Raw genomic sequence first — 26,324 nt, forward strand, 5'->3', positions numbered from 1 at the left:
GCCCTCTGTGATGCCGCAAGGCGTTGAGCACGTTCTACGTCGGCGTCTTTTCTTCCTCCTGATTGGAGTGCCGCCCTCTGTGATGCCGCAAGGCGTTGAGCACTCCTGTCCGGTCGAATCGTCATATCAGCGTGTGCTGTGCCGCCCTCTGTGATGCCGCAAGGCGTTGAGCACGCGACACTCCAGACGGGCAACCCAAACCCGCTCTCGTGCCGCCCTCTGTGATGCCGCAAGGCGTTGAGCACCTGAGGCAAACTGTGTTGGAGGAGTTGGCCCACTATGTGCCGCCCTCTGTGATGCCGCAAGGCGTTGAGCACCTGACCAAGACACCGAAGTCGATGGCCGAAAGAGGTGCCGCCCTCTGTGATGCCGCAAGGCGTTGAGCACAACGACCCGACCATTCAAGCGGCGACCGACCACCCCGGTGCCGCCCTCTGTGATGCCGCAAGGCGTTGAGCACCAGTTCGTGCTCCACACCCTTGGCCACATTGTCTTGTGCCGCCCTCTGTGATGCCGCAAGGCGTTGAGCACCACTACATCACGGCCCGGACCGTGATGAACCGCCGTGCCGCCCTCTGTGATGCCGCAAGGCGTTGAGCACTCGGGATCCGTAACGAGCTTGTGAAGGGAGACCATCGTGCCGCCCTCTGTGATGCCGCAAGGCGTTGAGCACACAAACCTTATATTTTGGTCGGAAATCTGAGAGAGTGCCGCCCTCTGTGATGCCGCAAGGCGTTGAGCACGCATGGGGCTCGTGCGTAGCGTCGAGGGTAACACGTGCCGCCCTCTGTGATGCCGCAAGGCGTTGAGCACCACACGCATCTTTGCCAGTTTTGCCGACAGCCCTACGTGCCGCCCTCTGTGATGCCGCAAGGCGTTGAGCACTTGATGGCCCGGCCGAACAAGTGCTTGTGGAGAAGTGCCGCCCTCTGTGATACCGCAAGGCGTTGAGCACCTACCGTTACACTACGTTCGGGAGTGCCCCGCGCGAGTGCCGCCCTCTGTGATGCCGCAAGGCATTGAGCACTCGTTGATCTGTTGTTTGGCGAAGCCCCAGGTCTGGTGCCGCCCTCTGTGATGCCGCAAGGCGTTGAGCACAGTGATATCTACGGTGCGTTGGGTCTGAATCCGACCGTGCCGCCCTCTGTGATGCCGCAAGGCGTTGAGCACAGATGGGCCGGGTTAAGGGCCAGATAGCCGGCCCGTGCCGCCCTCTGTGATGCCGCAAGGCGTTGAGCACCCACTCAAGCTTCTTTACCTACTGAAGGGAGCGGGTGCCGCCCTCTGTGATGCCGCAAGGCGTTGAGCACTCGGTGCCGACGGGAAAGAGCTCATTGAGGGACTTGTGCCGCCCTCTGTGATCCCGCAAGGCGTTGAGCACGTCGAAGATCGAGGTTGGGACGCCCACACGCTTACGTGCCGCCCTCTGTGATGCCGCAAGGCGTTGAGCACTCGAGGACCAGCAACTTCTTGTTGTCGGTCGTCGGTGCCGCCCTCTGTGATGCCGCAAGGCGTTGAGCACTCGAGGACCAGCAACTTCTTGTTGTCGGTCGTCGGTGCCGCCCTCTGTGATGCCGCAAGGCGTTGAGCACGCATTCTTGGCCTCCATGAAGGCCCTCCAGGCGAGTGCCGCCCTCTGTGATGCCGCAAGGCGTTGAGCACTTGCCCGTCTTGCCAACGTCCGGGCTCCATCCTCGCGTGCCGCCCTCTGTGATGCCGCAAGGCGTTGAGCACCCACTCAAGCTTCTTTACCTACTGAAGGGAGCGGGTGCCGCCCTCTGTGATGCCGCAAGGCGTTGAGCACAGATGGGCCGGGTTAAGGGCCAGATAGCCGGCCCGTGCCGCCCTCTGTGATGCCGCAAGGCGTTGAGCACGTGCTGCTGATCGGCGCCCACTACCTCAACTTCAGTGTGCCGCCCTCTGTGATGCCGCAAGGCGTTGAGCACGACTCCCTTCCCATAACTCCCCGGGTTATCCCCCGAGTGCCGCCCTCTGTGATGCCGCAAGGCGTTGAGCACCGAAGACGGGCCGCCGGCTCGACGACCATCTGCCGTGCCGCCCTCTGTGATGCCGCAAGGCGTTGAGCACCCGATCATCGAGTCGATCGGAACGAAGGTCAAAGGTGCCGCCCTCTGTGATGCCGCAAGGCGTTGAGCACGTGCAAAATCAATCTGAGATCACTCCACTCGGCCGATGATCGAGTATGACATAACCGCGGAATGTTCTCACAGGCTTCGCAATATATTCATCAAGGTGCGGTAGTTTCAAGACTCGGCCATTTTGGGCTTTCTCGGGCGGGACGCGAGTATCCGCTCCCGAGCCAGCATCGAGGCCGATTCCAACCTACCTTGGGTCGAAGCTCTCCTTCCCTGACCTTCTTGGTGCGGTCGCGACCGCGGTGAGTCGGAGTCCATGAGGTGAAGCTGTATTTGATGGCGTGTCGAAGCCAATGAGAGAGGACCGAATTGGGGAAAGGCCGTATTCCTGAAAATGGGTGACGATGCCGTCGTTGGATTCTAGCGGCTCCGATAGGTCATCCGAACGTGGCCGGTCCTCAATCGCCTGGTTGAGAGTGCGAAACATAGCATCGAGCTTTGACTTGAAGTGAATGCCCTCCGACGTCTGCCTGCGGACGTCATTCCTTCCTTGACTGATGCGACCGGGATCGGCTTCGGGAATAGGCTCCGAGGCGGGCGCCACGGGACTTGGTATTGGCCGCCGGGATCGCATCACCCCCCTCAGAAAGGGACCGTTTCATGCTTCGGGATCGTAAGGGATTTACGCTGATTGAACTGTTGGTCGTCATCGCGATCATCGCCGTCCTGATTGCGTTGTTGCTCCCGGCCGTGCAGTCGGCCCGCGAGGCGGCGCGGCGGGCTCAGTGTGTGAACAACCTCAAGCAGATGGGACTGGCCGCTCACAACTTCGAGTCTTCGAACGGTTGTTTCCCGCCGGGCTTCGGACCGACCCCGACGATTGCCGTGCCGCTCTATCCTCGATGCACCCCGCAGGTCCAGATGCTGTCGTATCTGGAGAACTCGAGCCTGTACAACACGTTCAACTTCTCGTTCAACCTGAACGGGATCTACAACAACAAGATCAACGACGCGAACTACACGGCCGGGACTCAGCTCATCTCGGCGTACCTTTGCCCGTCGGACCCGGCCAACGTCAAGTTCGCGGGGATCCTCGGCTACGACAACTACTTCGCCTCGCTCGGCGGGACGGCGTGCCCCGAGATGGGCCCTGCCCCTGCGGGGTATACGGCGAACCATACCGAGGTGAACACGGCCCTGGCGGGCATCTTCAACGTCACGCTCGACTACGGCCAGCCCGCACAGGTGAATGGGGCCAACAATCCGGACTATCAGAAGGTCGCCAGCAAGACGACCATCGCGTCCGTGACCGACGGGACCAGCAACACGGCCCTCTTCTCCGAGATCACCCGTTCGGTCGCCAGCGCCAATCTCGCCACCGAGGTGGACCCGCTCAGCTATCTGAACGTGTTCGGGATCGCCGCGGCGAGCTTCACCACGAGTGTCGCGCCGCCGACCTCCACCTGCCTTGCCGGCGCTCGGCTGAAATATCGTGGCCAGCAGTACTATCGCGGCATCGCCCCGATGGCCTTCTATTCGCATACGATGACCCCCAACTCGAAGTCCTACGACTGTGCCAACAGCAGCGACTACATCTGTGCCCATATCGCGGCCCGTAGCAACCATACCGGCGGCGTGAACACCGGGTTCGCGGATGGCTCCGTCCGCTTCATCAAGAACTCGGTCAACCCGACCACCTGGCTCGCCCTGGGGACTCGCGCGGCCGGCGAAGTCGTGAGCGCGGACTCTTATTGATCGAATCGGAGTTTCCCGGGTCGGCATAAACCGACGTGATGGCGAATCCCGAGTCGCATCCTGGACCTCGGACCGAGAACGCGAGGGAACGGGCCGGGCTCGACTTCGGTCGACGCCCGGCCCGAGCCGTTGACAGGGGCGCCTCGTTTCGGGACCGTACGAAATGATTCGCGTGACTCCGGCGAAGAACCTCAAGAATCATTCATTCCCCGATACTCCGACGTGTTATCGTCCGAACGCTTCCCCGCGAACTCACTCTCCTCTTCTTCGAGAGACACGATGCGACAGAGGATTCGGTCCGTGAGAGGGTTGTGGCTCCTGGGATGCTGGGCCGGGATGCTCGCGGCGGCCGGCTGCGGGCCACAAAACGTGCAGTACACCGCCGATCAGGCTGAAGAGATGAAGCTCCTCGAGGTCGGAGAGGTCCTCCGCGAATATCAGCTCTTCAAGAACTCGCCACCGAAGGCGATCAAGGACCTGATGAAGGCGTCGGGCAGTTCTCCTGGAGGATACGAAGCCGTCAGGTCGGGGGATGTCGTGGTTCATTGGGACGCGGCGCTTCCCGACACGAACGAAAGACCCGGCGTGAATCCGTCGGACAAGGTCCTGGCCTACGTGAAGCGGGTCCCGAAGGAAGGGGGTCCCGTCCTCATGCTCGACCGGACGGTCCGCCGAATGTCGGCCGAGGAATTCCAAGCGGCCCCCAAAGCCGGCACATCCGCGGCGAAATGACCCAACGAACTGACCTCCGCCTCAACTCCGCCGCGGAAAGAATGCGGCCAAGAAATTGGACTCCGAAGACGATCCGGGGCGGATTTGAGCCTGGTCGCGGCTCGTTCAAATCATTGGAAGGGAACCTGATGACGATCACGAGATTCGGTGTCTTGCTTGGCCTGGCCTCACTCACCCTCGGCAGCACGTCCGCCTCGATACGAGGTGCCGAGCCCACCCAGATTCGCGTGCTCAGCTATAATATCCACCACGGCGAGGGGACCGACGGCAAGCTCGACCTCGAGCGCCTGGCCGCCGTGATTCGATCCGTCAATCCGCACCTCGTCGCGCTCAACGAGGTGGACCGCGGTGTCCAGCGATCGCAGCAGGCCGATGAGCCCGCGGAGCTGGGCCGCCTGACGGGGATGGCTTCGATCTTCGAACGGAATATCCCCTACCAAGGGGGAGACTATGGGAATGCCGTCCTGAGCCGGCTCCCCGTGATCGGCCATAAGAATCACAAGCTCCCCTCGCACTACGTGGGCGAACAGCGAGGGGTGCTCGCCGTGGACGTGAAAGCGCCGAATGCCGGGCAGACCCCGATTCGCTTCCTCGCCACCCACCTCGATTATCGGCCCGCCGACGCGGAACGAATGGACTCCGTGACGCGGATCGAGGAGGTGGTCCAGGAGGCTCCCGAACGTCCGACCTTGCTCGTCGGCGACCTCAACTCCCTCCCGGATAGCAAGGTGCTGCGGGCGTTCGAGGTCAACTGGCGCAGCTCCAATCCCAACGCGCTATTCACCTATCCGTCGGACAAGCCGCTCCGGCAGATCGACTACGTCCTCTATCGCCCCGCCGCGCGTTGGAAGGTCGTCGAGACTCGCGTCCTGGAGGAACCCGTCGCCTCCGACCACCGTCCCCTCCTGGTTGTCCTGGAGTTCAAGGATTAGACTGCTTGGTCGGTCCGTGGTGTCTCCCCATGCCCGATTGAGGTCGCGGGACTCGATGTCGACGACGTGGAGGGAAGGATCTCCAGCGGTGGCCTTGATCGGGGCGGCCGTTCTCCTGGCGGTCGGGATGGGGCGGGCGGGCTCCTCGAGTTGGCTGGAGTCCGCCTCGTTCGTCACGGGGGCCGCGTGCGTCTGGCTGACGGTGAAAGAGAATGTCTGGAACTTCCCGATCGGCCTCGTCAACGTGGCCACCTTCGGCGTCGTCTTCCTGAGTGCCGGGCTCTATGCCGACGCGGGTTTGCAGGTCGTCTACCTGATCCTCGGCATCCAGGGGTGGTACCTCTGGCTCCGCCGAGGACGTGACGGCACTCGCCTCCACGTCTCGCGGGCCGGTCATCTCGAGCGGAACGGATTGATCGTCGGCGTCGGCCTCCTCACGCTGTTGCTCTGGCTGGTCCTCCGACGGATCGGTGGGTCGGCCTCGTTCTGGGACGCATTGACGACCTCGATGAGCCTCGGGTCCCAATGGCTGTTGAACCGGAAGCGGCTGGAGAGTTGGCTGGTCTGGATCCTGGTCGACTTGATTTACGTGCCCCTGTATGTCTCGAAGTCGCTCTACCTGACGGCGATCCTTTACGCGATCTACGTGGGCCTGGCGATCCTGGGGTGGCGGCGATGGCGGGAGAATTGGTTGACTAACCAGGTCGCCCCGTAATCGGCCTGAGCCCTACGCAGCGGGGAGGCCACGACATGACGTTGGGGTTCATCGTCGGCAAGTTCTACCCACCCCATCGGGGCCACAAGCACCTGATCGACTCGGCGCGTCGACAGGTGGATCACCTCATCGTCATGGTTGCCCATCATCCCTCCCAGGTGATTCCGGGCGAGTTGCGGAAGGCCTGGCTGGAGCGGATCCATCCCGACTGCGACGTCCGCCTCGTGCCGGACGAGTTGGAAGATGACAGCCGGCAATGGGCGGAATTCACGACCGCCTATCTCGGACGAGCCCCCGACGTCGTCTTCACCAGCGAAAACTACGGCTGGGAATACGCCAGGCTCATGGGCTCTCGGCACGTGATGATCGACCATGCCCGCTCCGCCGTGCCGATCTCCGGCACCAAGATCCGCTCCGCCCCCCTGGACCACCTCGAATGGCTTGAGCCCTGCGTGCGAGCCTACTTCGTCCGGAGGGTCGTCCTGATCGGCGCGGAATCGACGGGCAAGACCACCCTCGCCCAACTCCTCGCCCGCCACTTCCAGACCGCGTGGGTCCCCGAATACGGGCGCGAGCACTGGGAGAAGAAGGTCGCCGGCCTGACGATGGACGACCCGCTCCCCTCCTGGTCGCCCGAGGGGTTCGTCCATATCGCCCGCGAACAACAGTCACGCGAGAACGCCCTCGCCGAGGTCGCCAACCGCGTCCTCATCTGCGACACCAACGCCTTCGCCACCGGCACCTGGTTCGAACGCTACCATCAACGCCGGTCCCCCGAAGTCGATGCGATCGGGGCCAAGGACAAGGTCGAACTCTACCTGGTCTCGGCGCCGGACGTCCCCTTCGTCCAGGACGGCTTCCGCGATGGCGAGAAGATCCGAGAGTGGATGCACACCAGGTTCGTCGAACAACTCGCCCTCGGTTCGACGCCGATGTGCATCCTCCAAGGGTCTTACCCCGAACGTTCGGCGTCGGCGATCGAGAAGGTAGATGGGCTGCTCATGATGCCTTCGGACTCCCCCACGAGACGACAGAACAACTATTCAAACTTTCATTAGTTTTAAATTGATAGACTGAACTATTTGTTCATAACACAATCGTACCCAAGAAACTCGACCACGAAACCAACAAGAAACCCTCGCCCTCCAAGACACCTGACGATCGAGGGAAACGTCGCTGGACCGCCCCTTGGCTCGCACGGCTGGAGGAATTCATGCCCTTACGACATTCTCGTGGAGCTTTACCTGCGAAACTCCCCTCGCTCGACTCGAGAGGCAGGAAGCGACAAAGCGGCATGTCGCGTCGGGCCACGAGTCAGGGAGACGTCCTCTTCCAGAAGGATGCGATCAGGCGAGTGGCCCAGGATTTGAGCTCGCCTGCGTAGTGAACCCCGCCGGTTCTTAGCCCGATCTCTGCCGAGTTTGGCATGTCCATAAGCCTCCTTGACCGTCTCGGCAATCGGGAGCCGGCATGAGTTTGTATTGCCGTGTCGGATTGAATCATCACGGCACCACAACGGTGGGTTGGAACAGGCCATGGGGGATTTTCTTGTTGATTATGGACATTAAGGTGTGTAAAAGGTAATCTCTCTTCTTAAATGGTCGCCGCATCGTCGAAGAAGACTGCGGCGAGGAAGTCCATCGCCTTGTCGCGGCTTGAGTTTATGGCTGCCGAGACGAATCCCCCCCTTCTTTCGTTCTCGGATTTGCATCTGCATCTTCAATCCCAACCGTTGATGCCGCATTCGGGATAGGAATGCCGGCGGCAACGGCAGCCCCTGTCTGAATTCTCGACGCAACCGAAACACGCATGCGTGCTTGCACCTAATAACTGCAAGTCCGTGAGCCGGTGTCGCACGCGACGTCCGTCACCGCAAGACCGTTGCTCGCCTTGATCCGCACCATGAGGGTTCGCGCCGTGCCATCCCCCAAGTCGTTGCTCGTAGGCGCTTCCGGTTTTCGCAAAATCATCGGTGATCGTTTCGGGGCCCCGCCCGGGTCCTCGGCACGAGCGGCGCGACCACGACGGCGGAGATCGAAGTCAGGCAGAGCCATGCAGCCCTTGCGCGACTTCCGGCTTCTCTTTTTCGAGCGGTTGGAAGAACGCCGTATGTTGACGGCGCCCGTGGTGACCGGCATCACCCCGACTCAGGGGCCCGCGGCCGGCGGCACGCAGGTGACGATCTCGGGGTCGGGCCTGGGCTCGAGCGAAGCGGTCTACTTCGGCACGACTCCCGCCCGTGGCCTCTATATTTACAGCTTTATTAACAACACTCTCACGGTTTCGAGCCCGCCGGGTCTCGGGATCGTGGACGTCATCGTGGATTCGCCGAGCGGCGAGCCTTCGGCACCTTCGGCGGCGGACCGATTCACTTATGTGCAACCTCCACCGACGGTGAGTAGCGTCAGTGCGGGGGCGGGTCCCACGGCTGGTGGGACGACCGTGACGATCACGGGCTCGAACTTCACCAATACCACCGGCGTCTACTTTGGCGGTATCGCGGCCGCGGGCTTCGCGGTCAAATCGGATACTCAGATCGCGGCGACCAGCCCGGCCGGGGTTGCAGGCACGGTCGACGTCTCGATCGTCACCCCTGGCGGTGCTTCGCAGGCGTCGTCCACTGACCAGTTCATTTATCTCGCGAATCCCGCCGTGACCGGTGTCGGCCCGGCGACGGGTTCCACCGCGGGTGGCACGACTGTGACGATCGCCGGGTCAGGCTTCACCGGCGCCACCCAGGTGGACTTCGGCACCCTGGCGGCGACCAGCTTCACGATCAATTCGGACACGCAGATCACGGCGACCACCACTCCGTCTGCTATGGCGGGCACGGTGGACGTCTCGGTCGTTTCGCCGGGAGGGACTTCGCCCACCACGGCCGCGGACCATTTCACCTATGCCGTCGGTCGACCGGTGGTGACGGGCCTTGCTCCGGCGGCTGGTCCCATGATGGGCGGGGCTTCGGTGACGATCACGGGATCGGGCTTCACGGGCGCGACCGTCGTGGATTTCGGTACCCTCGCGGCGACGAGTTTTGTCGTCGACTCCGACCTCCAGATCACCGCGACCAGCCCGGCTGGCGCGGTCGGCGTGGCCGATGTGAAGGTGGTCACGCCGCGCGGGACTTCGGCCGTTTCTTTGGCCGATCGGTTCACCTTCGTGACGCGCCCCGTGGTGAGCGGCGTCAGCCCCGCGACTGGGTTCGCCTCCGGCGGGACGACGGTGACCATCACGGGCACGGGCTTCACCGGGACCACGCAGGTCTTCTTCGGCACGACCCCCGCCACGAATGTCGTGGTCAACTCCGCCACCCAACTCACGGTCATCAGTCCGGCGGGTGTCGGGACGGACGACGTGACCGTGTTCGCGACAGGCGGCCCTTCAGCCGTCTCTCCCGCCGACGGTTTCACTTACCTGGTTCCATCGACATTCCCCATCACCGCGTCCGATGGGACGGCGGGCGGCGGCTTCGGGTCCTCGGTCGCGATCAGCGGCAACATTCTCGTCGTCGGCGTAGGGAGCGGCGCGCTCATCGATAACTCCCCCGGTGCGGCTTACGTCTACGTGGCGTCCGGCAATGCCTGGAACCAGGTGGCCAAGCTCACGGCGTCCGATAGTGCGGCGGGAAACCGCTTCGGTAGTTCGGTCGCGATCAGCGGAAACACGATCGTGGTCGGGGCGCCCGAGGCCATGGTTGGCAGCAACAGTGGCCAAGGGGCGGCGTATCTCTTCACACTGACCGGCTCTTCCTGGACCCAGGCCACCGAACTCACCGCCGGAGATGGCGTGGCGCACGACTTGTTCGGCTCGTCGGTCGCGATCAGCGGCAACACCATCCTGGTTGGTGCCGAGGACGCGACGGCCACGCAGGGCACGTTGTTCAGCCCACCTGGACCGGGCGCGGTCTATGTCTTCACCGGGGCCGGATCGAGTTGGACTCAGGCCGCCAGGCTCGCCGCCAGTGATGGCGCGTCGGGAAATCAGTTCGGCGAGTCGGTTTCGTTGAGCGGCAACACGGCGGCGATCGGAGCGGCGAATACCACATACATCTTCACGGGGACCGGCGCGGGCTGGTCCCAGGAGGCCGAGTTGTCTCCGACCGGCGGAGCGCCATTCTCCGGTTTTGGCGGTTCGGTTTCGCTGAGCGGCGACACGGTGGTCGTCGGGGCGCCTGCCTCGACGGTCGGCCAGAACAGTAGCCAAGGGATGGTTTATATCTTCACGCGGTCCGGATCGAGCTGGTCCCAGGCCGCTGCGCTCACCGCCAGTGACGGCGCGGCGTACCAGTCGTTCGGTGACGCGGTCGCGATCAGCGGCAGCACGATCGCGATCGGAACCCTGGCCCCTAATGCTGGCTCTCTCAATACTTCGGGGGCGGTGTATCTCTTCACCGGGGCCGGCGCCGCCTGGAGCCAGTCGGCCAAGCTTTCGGCGCCTTTCCCCGGGATTGGCGATGAATTCGGCGACGCGGTGGCGATCGACGGCTCGACTGTCATTGTCGGTGCGTCGGGCACCAGTGTTGGTGCCAACGCCGGCCAAGGAAAGGCCTACGTGATCGGGGCGCCGACCAATGTGACCGGGATCGGCCCCGCGGTCGGTGCGACGGCGGGTGGGAACCTCGTGACGATCACCGGCTCTGGTTTCACGGGTGCCACAGGAGTGAACTTCGGCACGGCGGCGGCGACCAGCTTTGTCATCGACTCCGACACCCAGATCACCGCCACCAGCCCGGCCGGCACCGCGGGTGCGGTGAGCGTGACCGTCATCAAACCGGGGGGGACCTCGCCGGTTTCCTCAGTCAGCCAGTTCCGTTACGTCGATGCGCCGGCAGTCACCGGGATCTCCTCGGCCACGGGTCCCGTGGCAGGTGGGACGACGGTGACGATCACGGGCTCGGGCTTCACAGACGCCACCCAGGTGGACTTTGGCGCTGTGGCGGCGACCTACGTCGTGATCAATTCCGGCACCCAGATCACCGCCACCAGCCCGGCGGGTCTCCTCGGCACGGTGGACGTGACGGTCGTGACGCCGGGCGGCACCTCGGCAACGTCGGCAGCCGACCAGTTCAGCTATCTGGCCGTGCCGACGGTGGCGGGCATCAGCACGACTTCGGGGCCGGCGGCCGGCGGGACGACGGTGACGATCACCGGTACGGGATTCTCCGGTCCGACCGGGGTGCTCTTCGGGACGATGTTGGCGACCAACGTCGTTGTCAAATCGGGCACCCAGATCACCGCCACCAGCCCGGCCGGAATCGGCGCGGTGGATGTCATCGTCATCTCGGCGGGGGGGACCTCGGCGTTGACCTCAGCCGACCAGTTCAGCTATGGCCTTGCGCCTGCGGTCACGGGGCTCAGTCCGGTGGCGGGTCCGTCCGGCGGCGGCACCAGCGTGGTCATCACGGGCATCAACCTCTCGGGCGCCACGAAGGTCAACTTCGGCTCCATTGCCGCCACCAGCGTCGTGGTCAAATCCGCGACTCAACTCGTGGCCACCAGTCCGCCAGGCGCGGCGGGAGTCGTGGACGTCACGGTCATCACTCCGGGAGGCACCTCGCCGGTCACGCTCGCCGATCGCTTCACCTATGGGACACAAATCACGGTCACCGGCGTCGGTCCCGCCTCAGGGCCGCTGGTGGGAGGCACGACCGTCACGATCTCCGGCACGAACGTAGGGAACGCCACCCAGGTACTGTTCGGGACAGTCCCGGCGCAGATCGTCAGTGTCTCGCCCACGCAGATCGTCGTAACGAGCCCGTCGGGCGTGGCCGGGGTGGTGGACGTGACGGTGACGTCGCCCAATGGTCAGTCGCCGACATCGGCTGCCGATCATTTCACCTACAAGTCTTCGCTGACGACCGTGACAGGCGTTGCCGCGCCCGAGGGGCCCAGCTCGGGAGGCGACACGGTGACGATCACGGGGACCGGCTTCACCGGGGCGACACAAGTCGATTTCGGCGGTGTCCCGGCGAGCCGCGTGGTCGTCAATTCCGACTCCCAGATCACGGCGGTGAGCCCACCGGGCTCGGGCATAGTGGATGTCACGGTCGTCACGCCGCAGGGTTCCTCCGCAACGAGTCCGACGGACCGGTTCACCTACGTCGTTGCATCCGTGGTGACGCAAATCAGCACCACGGTCGGTCCTGAGGCGGGTGGGACGCCGGTGACGATCACGGGCACCGGCTTCGGCAGCGTCGCGCAGGTGTACTTCGGGGCGACCCTGGCGAGCAACATCGTCGTCAACTCGGACACCCAGATCACGGCCACCAGCCCGGCCGGTGCCGCGGGCATGGTGAACGTCACCGTGGTCACACCGGGGGGCACGTCACCCGTCCTCCCGGCTGTCCAGTTCACCTACGTTGTTCCACCCGTGATAACCGCCCTGAGCACCGATAAGGGGCGCTCGGCGGGTGGCACGACGGTGACGATCACGGGTTCGGGCTTCAATATCGCCGCGCAGGTGTACTTTGGGACGGCCTTGGCGAGCAATATTGTCGTCAACTCCGAAACCCAGATCACGGCCACAAGTCCGGCCGGCGCACCGGGCGTGGCGGATGTCACGGTTGCGATCCCGGGGGGAACATCGGGGATTCGTCCGGAGGACCAGTTTACTTACGTTATTGCGCCGGTGATATCGAAGTTCACCGCGTCGGACGGCGATGCCAACGACGCTTTCGGGACATCGATCGCGATCAGCGGCAACACCATGGTGGTTGGAGCGCCGAGAGCCATGGTCGGCTCCTCCAGCAACCAGGGTGAGGCCTACGTCTTCACGAAGTCCAGCACGGGCTGGATTCAGACCGCGACGCTCACCGTGCCGGCGTCGTATGGCGCAGCCAATACCTATTTCGGGATCTCGGTCGCGATCAGCGGCAATACCATCGTCGTCGGCGCCTATGATGCCACGGTCGGCTTCAACAGCGCTCAGGGCGCGGCCTACGTGTTCTCGGGATCCGGCACGAGCTGGACCGAGACGGCCAGGATCACCGCCTCCGACGGCGCGGAAGGGGACCATTTCGGCCACTCGGTCGCGATTAGCGGAGGCACGATCGTCGTCGGGGCCGAGAACAACAATGAGGCGACGGGTGCGGCCTACGTCTTTACCGTTTCCGGAACCTCCTGGACTCAGGCCGCCAAGCTCACCGCGTCCGACGGCGAGCCGATCGAATACTTCGGCTCGGCTGTAGCGATCAGTGGGAGCACGGTGGTTGTCGGGGAGTTGGGCAGCAGTGGTCTCAACGATCCCGAGGCGGTGTATGTCTTCACGGCATCCGGCTCAACCTGGACCCAGGCCGCTAAGCTCACCGCGAAAGACGGCAAGGAGGGCGATGGTTTCGGCGCCTCCCTCGCGATCAGTGGCAGCACGATCGCGATCGGGGCGTATGGGACGAATAGTTTTCAGGGGGCGGCCTACGTTTTCACACCTTCGGGCTCGACCTGGATCCAGACCGCCACACTCACCGCCACGGACGGCCAGCCGTATGACGGATTTGGAGGCTCGATCGCGATCAGTGATGCGACGATCCTGGTCCGAGGACCCAACGCCGCGTATGTCTTCACGCGAACCGGCACGTCCTGGAGTCAAACCGCCAAGCTGACGGCGCCCGACGGCCAACCCGACGACGGATTCGGGGGCTCGGTCGCGGTGGATGGCGTCACGGACGTGATCGGGGCGTCGGGGGCTGCGATCGGCACGAATCCTGGTCAAGGCGCGGTCTACGTCGGCCCCTGGCCCGTCCCGAGCGTCACTGGCCTCAGCACGGCCCTGGGGGCCGTGACGGGCAACACGACGGTGACGATCACAGGCACAGGATTCACGGCCGCCACGGAGGTCCGTTTTGGCGCGGCGGAGGCGACCCGCGTCGTGGTCGTTTCGGACACGCAGATCACGGCCACCAGCCCGGCCGGCAAGGCGGGCACGGTGGACATCACGGTCGTCACGCCGGGAGGAGCCTCGGGCGCCGTGGCGACCGATCGGTTCACGTATGTCGCTGCACCGATTGTCACACGGATGAGCACTACGGATGGTTTGCTCGCGGGGGGCACGGCGGTGACGATTATCGGCACCAACCTGGCCCATGCGATCGGGGTCACGTTCGGCGGCGTGGCCGGGACGATCGTCAGCGACACGGCCAACGAGATCGTGGCCATCAGCCCACCCGGGAGCACAGGGGTCGTGGACGTGGCCGTGACCACTCCCGGAGGGATGTCAGCCACCACACCGGCCGACCGGTTTTCCTACACGCCCCTGGCCGTCATCAGCCCAAATCAGACGCTCTTCCAAACAGGCACGGCCGGATCATATACGTTCAAGACGGGCGACCCCTCCGCCACATTCGCGGAGTCCGGCACCCTGCCCAGCGGCGTGACGTTCAACTCCCACGGCACGCTCAGTGGTACGCCGGCCGCGGGCACGGTCGGCATCTACTCGATCGTCGTCACGGCCGCCGACGGCGCCTTGCCGCAAGGAATTCAGACATTCGTCTTGATGGTCGCCACTCCGGCCGGCACCGTTTATTCGCTGACCAGCGTGGCCTCGGGCGGCTGGCTCGAGATGCAAGCGGCCGGTTCGACCGTGTTGCGGGTGATCGACACCAACGTGCGCGGGTACAAAGTCGACGGCTCAGGTGCAGCGATCGCCCTGGAGGGGAACGGGAGCCTCGTTCGATTTGCGGCGAACACGGCGACCCGGCAGCCGATGGCCACGGGCGTGAGCACGTTTGCCGTGGACGGCTCGGGGTCAGTGGTGGCGTTGGTATCGAACCAGGGACTTCTCCGATTCGCCCCGGGCTCAACGGTGGGGCAGTTGCTCCTGCCGAACGCGACCCGACTCGGCAATGACGGCTCGGGGTCCCTGGTGGCCCTGGATGCGAACCAATCCTTGTGGCGGTTTGGGCCGGGCTCGATGAGCGGGCAGATGATCGCCGCGAAGGTCAGCTCGTTCCTGACCGACGGGGCCGACTCGGTCGTGGCGTTCGTGGTAGGGGCGGGCAGCAACTCCGGGAGTCTCGTCAGGTTCACCTCCGGATCGTCAACGGCCGTGGCGATCTCAGGTGCGTTCGTGAATTTCGCGGTGGATGGTTCGGGCTCCCTTTGGGCCCTGGACTCGAAGAACTCGCTGTGGCTGTTCGCACCCGGGGCGTCAACCGGTCAGGTGACGGCCTCCGGCGTACTGACCTTCCTGATGGATGCGGCCGGGTCCGTGGTGGCCTACCAATCCCCTTCGGGGGCCGCGACGGCGACGCTGCTGCGTTTCGCCCCCGGGTCGTCGACGCCGCTGCCAATTGCGGGAGTCTTCAAGCAACTCGGAATGGACGGCTCGGGCTCGCTGATAGCCCTGGACACCGGCGGGAACCTGGAGCGGTTCGCACCGGGGTCGACGACGCCGCAGATGATGCTCAGTGGGGTGGTCTCGTTCACAGTGGACGGGGCCGGCTTCGTGGTTGCCGAGGCCCACTTCCCCCTGGGTCTGGCGGTTGACGAGCTCGTTCAATTCGCGCCGGGCTCGAATGGAGGCCGGGGCTTCGCGTACGGAGTCGTGCAATACGCCCTGGACGGGACGGGATCGATCGTGGCGCTAAACGGCTATGGGGAGCTCGACAGCTACGCCCCGGGGTCGATCCAAGCGCGTCCGATGGATGGATGCTTGCTGACCGGTTATGACGTGAGCGTTGTAGCCTGGGGAGACGGCTCGGGAGTGCCGACCACCGGCAAGAGCCTGGTGATCGTCGGCACCGACCCGTACGGCGAATTCCACATCCGCATCTTCGATGCCAGCGGGAATGTCCGTCTGGACACGATCGAATATGAGCTGCCACCGTCGGTTTCGGGGGCGATCAAGGCCCTCAAGTCACAACTCCCACCCCCGGGTGTCCTGACGCCCGATGAGGAGGTCTTTCTTCTCGGGAAGATCGTACCGATCGTCGGCAGTTTCCTCGTCGTGACCGCCTTCGCGGTCGACGGCGCCGGCCAGGTGGTCGCAGTGGAGGGCGACGGGACCCTCGTTCGTCTCACCGCCGGCTCGGCGGCCGACGGGGTCGTGCGGACCGTGATGCACGGCTCCGGCTACATGACCGGGACCGGTCAGACCTCCGACGGCGTTGGATATCTCCATGTCGACCGGAACGGCGACATCATCGCCGCGGCCGGCTTCAGTGGGACCTATCATCTCTTCTATTTCACGCCAGGATCAAATTTAAATCATGATTATACATTTAATTTTTTAGGCTCGACATGGGGCGACAGTGCCGCGCCGAACCTCAAGTATTTCCAAGGCTTCTGGGTGTTGGCCGACGGGACGATGCTGGTCACCATCGAGGCCGACAGCCTTGGATTGTTCCACGGCGACGATTACGAGCTCTTCGAGATCCAGGCCGGGACGTACCCGACGAACCTGGATATCGTGCCGGGCGGCCTTTACATCAAAGACGTCTGGGTTTCCGACGACGGGACGCAGGTCAAGGTCACCGTCAACCAGAACATCGCGCACGATTTCGAGGAGTTTCAAAGCATCCTCAACACCGTCGCGACGGTGCTCGAGGTGTTCGAGGTGGTCTTCGTAGCGGTCGTGGGTATCGCCATCTCGATCGCCTCGGCCGGCATCCTCGCCCCCGAAGTGGCCGCGGTCGCGGCCGACCTCGGCGCCGCGGCGGCGTCGGAAGTGATCGGGGCGACGGTCGCGGCGGGTGTGGCGAGTGCGGTCACTCAAGAGATCAGCATCGCCGTGACGGGGAAAGGGTCGTTCAACTGGACGCAGGTCCTGACGGCGGGGTTCACCGCGTTTGGCGGCGATCTCATCGGTGGTCTCAGCGACCTCACCGGTCTGGCGGACTCGGCCGACGAGTCCCTTGTCGCCAGCACGCTCGACGCGACTCTGTCCGAAGCCGCCGATTCGTTCGAGACGGCCTTGACGCAAGGCGGGTCACTCGGCACTGCGCTCGGACAGAGCGTCACGAGCGGCTTGAATGCGTTGACCGACGGAGTCGTCGACGCCCTGAGTGATTCGCTGATCAGTTCGACGTTCCTCCAGGATGCCGCGTCCTTCGTGGACCAGGTTTCGGACCTGATCGATGACCTTCCCTTCGCGGACTCGGCGATCTCGTTCTTGACCCAGGCGGTCACGACGGGCGACTGGAAGAGCGCGGCGTTCAATGCGTTCGCGCTACCGGCCGCTTCGCTCCTGGAGCAGACCGTCTCCGAAGGCCTCGCCGGGACATCCTTCGGCGACACCGTCAGCTCGTTCCTCGACCAGGTCGTCACGGACGGCCTCACCGGCAGTGCCTTCGCGCAGGGCGCGTTGTCGTTCCTGGAGGATACGGTTGCCGACCAACTCACGAATTCCAGCTTCGTGCAAGATGTAGGGGGATTCCTCGACCAACTGGGCGGGGACGACTTCAGCAATTTCGTGAGCTCGACATTCGGGGGCGGCCTCGGGGCGTTCCTGCAGCAGGTGGTCGCCAGCAATGGGATCACGTCGGACCTCGCGCAAGGTCTCGACGACTTCTTGCAGCAGGCGGAGGCATCAGGACTGGACTTCGCCTCTTCGACGCTTGCCGACGGCCTCGGGACGTTTCTTCAAGAGGCACAGTCGGTGGGGCTCGACCTGGTCGACTCGCCGCTGGCGCAGGGGATCGGCGACTTCCTCCAGCAAGCGCAGGCGGTGGGCTTGAACCTCGACACATCGCCGCTGGCGCAGGGCCTCGGGACGTTCTTGCAGCAGGCGTTAAGTCTGAACTTCGACACGTCGCCGCTGGCCCAGGGACTCGGCGAATTCTTGCAACAGGCGGAGTCGTCGGGGCTGGACCTCGGGTCTTCGGTGCTGGCGCAGGGACTTGGGACGTTCCTGGATCAGGCCGAGTCGGTGGGGCTCGATTTGGTCAACTCGCCTCTGGCGCAAGGAATTGGCGACTTCTTGCAGCAGGCGCAAGCGGCCGGACTGGACCTTGACACATCGCCGCTAGCACAAGGCCTGGGCACGTTCTTGGAGCAGGCGCAGAGCTTGAACTTCGACACGTCGCCGTTGGCGCAAGGGATTGGCGACTTCTTGCAGCAGGCGGAGTCGTCGGGACTGGACCTCGCCACATCGACGCTTGCCGAAGGGCTCGGGACGTTCCTCCAAGAGGCGGAGTCGATGGGGCTCGATCTGATCAACTCGCCGTTGGCGCAGGGGATCGGCGCCTTCCTCGAGGAAGCGGCACAAGAGGGTGGAGCATTCCTCAATTCGTCCGTCGCCGTCAATGTCGGGGCATTCCTCCAAGACGCCGGACAAGCGGCGACAACCTTCGCGAATTCCACGCTGGGGGCGGATGCCGGCGTCTTTCTGGAACAAGCCGCTCAGGACGGCATGGATTTTCTCAATTCTTCATTCTTTGCAGGAGCGAGCGAATTCTTGCAGGTAGCCACCGGTGACGAGGCCGGTTTTCTCAATTCGGTCGTGGGAGGTAACCTCGGGACGTTCCTCCAGGAAGCCGCCCAGGCCGGGGCGAACTTCGCCGCCTCCACGCTCGGCGAAGATGCCGGCGAATTCCTGGAGCAAGCCGCCCGGGATGGCGTCGACTTCTTCAATTCGAGCTTCGGCCAAGATCTGAGCACATTCCTGGATCAAGCCCTCGTGGCGGGCAACGGTTTCCTGACGTCCACGTTCGCAGGTGAAACCGGTCAGTTCCTGCAGGAAGCGGCCGTTGCCGGAGTCGATTTCGCGAATTCGACGTTCGCGCAGGATGCCGTTTCGTTCCTGAACCAGGCTCTCACGGGCTCGCTCACAAGTACGTCTCTCGCGCAGGATGCACTCTCCTATGTGAATCAAACAATTGCCAATACCGCGGTCGGCTCGGATTTCGCAAACCTTACACTCCCGTTCCTGGATAACGCCGTCGCGATCGGTCTCTCCGGTGCGACGTTCGCACAGGACGTCGGGGCGTTCGTGTCCCAACTCGTGTCGGACGGCCTGACGGATGCGAAGGATCTGTTGTCCAGCGTCAAGGTCACGAACGCGACTTTACTGACCGCGCTGGGCAATGCCTGTATTTCCCAAGGTTATCTCTCCAATGGCCTGTCGGCCCTGCGGTTGGCCGCGCAACTCAACAACAACGCGGGCGCCGTTAGCCTCGCTCAGTCTCTCGTGACCCTCTCCACGACGAGCATCCCGTATGGGACGACGACGACGGTAACCCTGATTGCTCGGGACGCCACGGGGCATCTGGAGACGACCGGCGGGTTGAAGGTCGTGTTCGGTCTCGGTGGCAGCGGGTCGAGTGGTACATTTAGCACGGTGACCGACAACGGCAACGGGACCTACACGGCCACGTTGACTGGTACTGGGGTCGGCTCGGCCCGGACCATCACCGCCACCATCAACGGACAGGCCGTTACATCGGTGATGCCGACGATTACGGTCACTGCCGCAGCCACGAAGGCGACGGTCACGGCATCGCCGGGCGTCCCGGTTTTCGGCCAGTCCGTGACGTTCACCGCGACCGTCGCCTTCAACGGCACTCTCAGCGGGAATCCGGGCGGACTCGTGACATTCTTCGACGGCACGACCGCGCTGGGTACCGGGACTTTCAGTACCACGGGTGGCGTCACCGCCACCTCCACGTTCTCGACGACGCACCTTCTCGTCGGCCTTCGTACGATCACCGCATCCTACGCCGGGACGAATAATCAAGCTCCGATCGTCTCCTCGCCGTTTTCTTTGATTGTGGGTCAAGATACGACCACGGCCGTGGTCAAGCCGTCCCTGGGTTCACTCTCCTATGGCCAGTCGGAGACGTTCACGGCAACGCTGAGTGTCTCGAGCCCAGGCGCCGGCGTTCCGACGGGAACCGTGACTTTCAAGGATGGGACCTCGACGCTCGGGACGGGGACGCTCCAGATCAATCAAGGGATTGCAACCGCGACCTTCACGACCAACGGTCTCGCCGTGGGAAGCCACTCGATCACCGCGGTGTACAGCGGAGACGCGAACGACCTGACGACATCTTCCGCGACGTTGACGCTACCCGTGTCCATCAACACGACGACCGTGGTTTCGGAGTCCTCCTCGGGAGTTCTCACCGTGAAGGGCGGCCAATCCGGTAGCGCCGACGACACGATTAGCCTCGACCTCCAAGGAAGCAATTTCGTGGTGTCGGTCGACGGCCAGGCGACGCCTTGCCTCGCCACTCAGGTGAAGTCGGTGATCATCCAGGCGAGTAACGGGAACAATACGATCAATATCAACGCCACGATGGCCGGAGTCTCCGTCACGATCAACCTCGGTTCGGGCAACAACGTGGTGAACCTCAGCCCGACCACGAGAAATCTTAATACCATCTTGGGGGCAGTGGCCATTGCTGGCGGAAGTGGCCTTAATACGCTCAGCTTCTTTGACACGAATGACACGATCAATAGCACGTACACCGCGACCTCGGGATCTCTCAAGAGTAGCGGCTCGGCCGTCATCCAGTGGAGTGGGATCTCCAGGGAGACGCTCGTCGCAGGCGCCGGGACCAATAGCTTGGTCGGGCCGAACGCAAATTCCACCTGGAATATCACGAGTGGCAACGCCGGCTCGCTCGGAAACCTCGACTTCGGCAGAATCGCGAACCTGACAGGGGGTACCGGGAATGACAACTTCGTCTTCACGAACGGCGCCAACCTCTCGGGCACCGTCTCCGGCGGTGGAGGCGTCGACACCATCGACGACTCGGCAAACTCCGCGCCCCTGACCGTACAGTTGAGTCAACCCGTACTCAGGATCGGCGGCCTCACAAACTTCAGCGCCATACAGAACATCGTCGCAAATCCCTCGAACTCCAATACCATCGACGGACCCAACTTCGCCAACTCCTGGAGGTTCACAGGGAGCAATATCCTGACCCTCAACGCGGCCCAGACCTTCTCGGGTTTCGGCAACATCGTCGGCGGCACCGACATCGACGACTTCATACTCGCCGCGGGAGGATCCGCCTCCGGAAACCTCAAGGGAAACGGTGGCGCCGACATCCTCGACGTCTCACGACTCACGACCCCCGCCGTCGTCAACCTCACCACATCCACCGCGACAGGCATCGGCGGAACCTTCAGCGGAATCCAGTCCTTCGTGGGGCTCTCCACCGCGGGCGACACCTTGATCGGACCACACGCGACCAACTCCTGGAACATCACCGGCTATAATACCGGGGTCTTGAATAGCACGATCAAGTTCGCCAACTTCGCGAACCTCACCGGGAGCGACGGCAGCGATACCTTCGTCTTCAGCAATGGCGCGAGCCTCTCGGGGATGGTCGCGGGTGGGGGGGGCGTCGACACCATCAACGACGCAGCCAACACCGCCCCACTGACCGTCCAGTTGAGTCTGCCAGTCCTCAGGATCGGCGGCCTCGCAAACTTCAGCGCCATACAGAACATCGTCGCAAATCCCTCAACCTCCAATACCATCGTCGGCCCCAACATCGCCAACACCTGGAGATTCACGGCTGCCGACACGCTGACGCTCAATGGCAGCGCGTCCTTCAAAGGCTTCGGCAATATCGTTGGTGGCACCGGTAGTGACGACTTCATCCTGGCCGCGGGCGGTTCCGCCTCCGGAAACCTCAAGGGAAACGGCGGCGCCGACATCCTCGACGTCTCGCGACTCACGACCCCCGCCGTCGTCAACCTCACCACATCCACCGCGACAGGCATCGGCGGAACCTTCAGCGGAATCCAGTCCTTCATCGGACTCTCCACCGCAGGGGACACCTTGGTCGGACCCCGCTCCAACAATGCGTGGAACATTACCGGCTATAACTCCGGGGCCCTGAATAGCACCATCACGTTCGCCAACTTCGCGAACCTGACCGGCGGCCAGGGCAATGACGACTTCATCTTCAACAACGGAGCCACCCTCTCCGGCATCGTCACCGGCGGAGGTGGTGCCGACACCATCGATGACTCGGCAAACACGGCTCCTTTGACCATCCAATTGACCCAACCCGTTTTCAGGATCGGTGGACTCACAAACTTCAGCGCCATCCAGAACATCGTCGGCAACACGTCCGCGGCCAATACGATCTATGGCCCAAACACTGTGAACACGTGGAGGTTCACAGGCGCCAATATCGTGACCCTGAACGGGGCCCAGACCTACTCGGGATTCGGCAACATCGTCGGCGGCACGAGCAGCGACGACTTCATCCTCGCCGCGGGAGGCTCCGCTTCCGGAAACCTCAAGGGAAACGGTGGCGCCGACATCCTCGACGTCTCGCGACTCACGACCCCTGCCGTCGTGAATCTCGACACGTCAACCGCGACTGGCATCGGAGGCACGTTCAGCGGCATCCAGTCCTTCGTCGGCCTCTCCACCGCGGGCGATACCTTGGTCGGACCCCACGCCACAAACACTTGGAACATCTCCGGCTATAACACCGGGATCTTGAATAGCACGATCAAGTTCGCGAACTTCGCGAATTTGACCGGAGGCCTGGGAATCGACATCTTCGTCTTCGGTAACGGCGCCAGCCTCTCGGGCATCGTCTCCGGAGGGGGTGGCATCGACACCATCGACGACTCGGCAAACTCCGCGCCTCTAACCGTCCAACTTAGTCAACCCGTGCTCAGGATCGGGGGCCTCACAAACTTCAGCGGCATCCAAAACATCATCGCGAACCCCTCGACTTCGAATACCATCGATGGCCCGAACATTGCAAACTCGTGGAGATTCATCGGTAGCAACACGCTGACGCTCGACGGCACCGAGTCGTTCAGCGGTTTCGGCAACATCGTCGGCGGCACGGACGTCGATAGCTTCGTCTTCGCCGCAGGCGCTTCCGTGTCCGGGAATCTGAAGGGAAACGGCGGCGCCGACATCCTCGACGTCTCGCGACTCACGACCCCCGCCGTCGTCAACCTCACCACATCCACCGCGACAGGCATCGGCGGAACCTTCAGCGGAATCCAGTCCTTCATCGGACTCTCCACCGCAGGGGACACCTTGGTCGGACCCCGCTCCAACAATGCGTGGAACATTACCGGCTATAACTCCGGGGCCCTGAATAACACCATCACGTTCGCCAACTTCGCGAACCTGACCGGCGGCCAGGGCAATGACGACTTCATCTTCAGCAACGGAGCCACCCTCTCCGGCATCGTCTCCGGCGGAGGTGGTGCCGACACCATCGACGACTCGGCAAACACGGCTCCTTTGACCGTCCAGTTGAATCAGCCGATCCTCAGGATCGGCGGGCTTACGAACTTCAACGCCATCCAGAATATCATCGCCAACGCCTCGACGTCGAATACCATCAATGGCCCGAACACGACAAATACCTGGAAAATCACCGGCTACAACACCGCGACACTGAATGGGCTCCAGACCTTCTCAGGATTCGGCAACATCGTCGGCGGGACGAGTCACGACGCCTTTGTGTTCCTGCCCGGCGGGACGCTCTCCGGGAAGGTCAAGGGCAACGGCGGGGCCGACACACTCGACGTTTCGGGGCTCACCACTCCCGTCATCGTCAACCTTGAGACGGGGTCGGCAACGAACATCGGGGGTGGAATCAGCGGCGTTCAGACTTTCGTGGGACTTGCGAGCGATGGCGACACATTGATTGCTCCGAATACAACGAACTCCTGGAACCTCACGGGCGCCAATTCCGGGAATCTCAACAACGCTTACTTCTTCACGGCGTTCCAAACTCTTGTTGGTGGGACGGGTGCCAATACCCTGGTCGGACCTAACTCGAGCTCCAATTGGACGATTACGGGGAACAACGCGGGTTCACTCGGCAGCCTGAATTTCTCCAGGATGGCGAACCTGACAGGGGGTACCGGGAGTGACAAATTCCTCTTTAGCAACGGTGCGAGCATCTCCGGCCTCGTCTCCGGCGGTGGAGGCGTCGACACCATCGACGACTCGGCAAACTCCGCGCCCCTGACCGTACAGTTGAGTCAACCCGTACTCAGGATCGGCGGCCTCACAAACTTCAGCGCCATACTGAACATCGTCGCAAATCCCTCGAACTCCAATACCATCGACGGACCCAACCTCGCCAACTCCTGGAGGTTCACAGGGAGCAATATCCTGACCCTCAACGCGGCCCAGACCTTCTCGGGTTTCGGCAACATCGTCGGCGGCACCGACATCGACGACTTCATACTCGCCGCGGGAGGATCCGCCTCCGGAAACCTCAAGGGAAACGGCGGCGCCGACATCCTCGACGTCTCGCGACTCACGACCCCCGCCGTCGTCAACCTCACCACCTCCTCCGCGACAGGCATCGGCGGAACCTTCAGCGGAATCCAGTCCTTCATCGGCCTCTCCACCGCGGGCGACACCTTGGTCGGACCGCACGCGACCAACTCCTGGAACATCACGCGATATAACTCCGGCACACTCAACGGCTCCACAAGTTTCGCCAACTTCGCCAATCTGACCGGGGGCCAGGGCATCGACGGCTTTATCTTTAGCAACGGTGCCAGCCTGTCCGGGATCGTCTCCGGCGGGGGCGGTGTCGACACCATCGACGACTCGGCAAACATCTCGCCGTTGACCGTCCAGTTGACCCAACCCGTGCTCAGGATCGGCGGACTCACCAACTTCAGTGCCATTCAGAATATCGTCGCCAATCCCTCGACCTCGAATACCATCGATGGGCCTAATACGACGAACACCTGGAGGTTCAACGGCGCCGATCTCGTGTCCCTGAACGGGGCCCAAACCTTCTCTGGGTTCGGCAACATTGTCGGGGGCACGGCCGTCGATAACTTCGTCCTCGCCGCGGGCAGCTCCCTCTCCGGGAATCTCAAAGGCAACGGGGGAGCCGATATCCTCGACCTTTCGCGCCTCACGACCCCTGTCCTCGTGAACCTCACCACATCCACGGCGACGGGGATCGGCGGCACCATCAACGGCATCCAGGCTTTCGTCGGCCTCTCGACCGCGGTCGACACGCTGGTGGGGCCGCACGCCATCAACACCTGGAATCTCACCGGCTACAACACCGGGGTCTTGAATAGCACGATCAAGTTCGCCAACTTCGCGAACCTCACAGGAGGCGATGGCAACGACACGTTCGTCTTCAGCAGCGGGGCAAGCCTCTCGGGGATGGTTGCAGGCGGGGGCGGCATTGATACGATCGACGATTCGGCAAATACGGCGGGATTGACTGTCCAATTGAGTCAGCCGGTCTTCCGGATCGGTGGCCTCACCAACTTCAGCGCCATCCAGAACATCCTCGCCAATCCCACGACGTCCAACACGATCGTTGGTCCGAACACGGCGAATGCCTGGAGGATCACCGGCTCCAACATCGTGACCCTGAATGGGTCGCAGACGTTCTCCGGCTTCGGCAACGTCGTCGGCGGAACGGGCAACGACGCCTTCGTCTTCGCGAACGGAGGGCTTCTCTCGGGCGTTCTTCGAGGCAACGGTGGCGCCGATTGGCTTGACTATTCGACGATGAGCAGTCCGGTGACGGTCAACCTCACGAAGGGGATGGCGACGAATGTCGTCGGAGGGATCAGCAGCATCGCCAACGTGCGAGGCGGCAGTGGTGGAAATACCCTTACCGGCAACGCGGCCCCGAACATCCTCATCGGGGGCGCGGGGAATGACACGCTCACGGCAGGCGCGGGGGGTGGGATCCTGATCGGTGAGGCCGGGACGGATGTCATCCAGGGCGGCAATGGCAATGATATCGTGATCGGCGGCACCTCATCGTTCGACGGGAACGAGACGGCTCTCGACGCCATCCTGGCCGAGTGGGAATCAAGCGATTCCTTCGCAGCCCGGATTGCCCAGATCCGATCGGGCGTCTCTTATGGGGGACCCTCCCCGGCATCGTTTTCTTCCACGACGATTAACCTTAACGGCCGCAGCAAGCTCGGTGGCGGCTCGGGCAACGATTGGTTCTGGTCAGGGATCAATGATGCTGCGACCGACCTTGACGCGAACGACCAACTCGATTGACGGTGACTCCAGGCCGGCGAATCTCCCTCACCGCTGATATGTCGAAGCCCTCAGGGAACCGTCGAAGGGGTAAGGTTTTGGGGAACCGGGTAGGCGTCTTCATCCCGGCGCCTGGTACACGAGCGGACTTCGTCGGGTCGGGAATCCTGGGCAAAGCGTTGA

Annotated in this window: 6 protein-coding genes and 1 CRISPR repeat array (1 of these 7 running past the window's edge); all 6 genes read left to right on the forward strand. The window is 63.2% G+C overall.

The window, feature by feature from the left end:
* Window positions 1-2,158: direct repeats of the CRISPR family, unit length 36 nt; unit sequence GTGCCGCCCTCTGTGATGCCGCAAGGCGTTGAGCAC (it extends 5,571 nt beyond the left edge of the window).
* A 598-nt stretch (window positions 2,159-2,756) separates the two neighbouring features.
* The 6 genes from ACYOEI_RS17235 (at window position 2,757) to ACYOEI_RS17260 (ending at window position 26,162) form a co-directional block, all read left to right on the forward strand.
* Window positions 2,757-3,851: a DUF1559 family PulG-like putative transporter gene (locus ACYOEI_RS17235; RefSeq protein ID WP_462850774.1), complete on the forward strand. Its 1,095-nt coding sequence runs from the start codon at window positions 2,757-2,759 to the stop codon at window positions 3,849-3,851.
* A gap of 300 nt (window positions 3,852-4,151) precedes the next feature.
* Window positions 4,152-4,583, forward strand: a complete 432-nt coding sequence (locus ACYOEI_RS17240; RefSeq protein ID WP_462850775.1) for a hypothetical protein — start codon at window positions 4,152-4,154, stop codon at window positions 4,581-4,583.
* Window positions 4,584-4,711: 128 nt separating this feature from the next.
* On the forward strand, window positions 4,712-5,515 hold the full coding sequence (locus ACYOEI_RS17245; RefSeq protein ID WP_462850776.1) for an endonuclease/exonuclease/phosphatase family protein: 804 nt from the start codon (window positions 4,712-4,714) through the stop codon (window positions 5,513-5,515).
* 88 nt (window positions 5,516-5,603) lie between these two features.
* On the forward strand, window positions 5,604-6,230 hold the full coding sequence (gene pnuC / locus ACYOEI_RS17250; RefSeq protein WP_462850777.1) for a nicotinamide riboside transporter PnuC: 627 nt from the start codon (window positions 5,604-5,606) through the stop codon (window positions 6,228-6,230).
* Window positions 6,231-6,265: 35 nt separating this feature from the next.
* A complete protein-coding gene (locus ACYOEI_RS17255; protein ID WP_462850778.1) occupies window positions 6,266-7,288 on the forward strand; it encodes an AAA family ATPase in 1,023 nt (340 codons plus the stop codon).
* Window positions 7,289-8,339: 1,051 nt separating this feature from the next.
* Complete coding sequence (locus ACYOEI_RS17260; RefSeq protein ID WP_462850779.1) at window positions 8,340-26,162, forward strand: IPT/TIG domain-containing protein; 17,823 nt, start codon at window positions 8,340-8,342, stop codon at window positions 26,160-26,162.
* Window positions 26,163-26,324: the final 162 nt, after the last annotated feature.

The organism is Singulisphaera rosea (assembly GCF_054877945.1).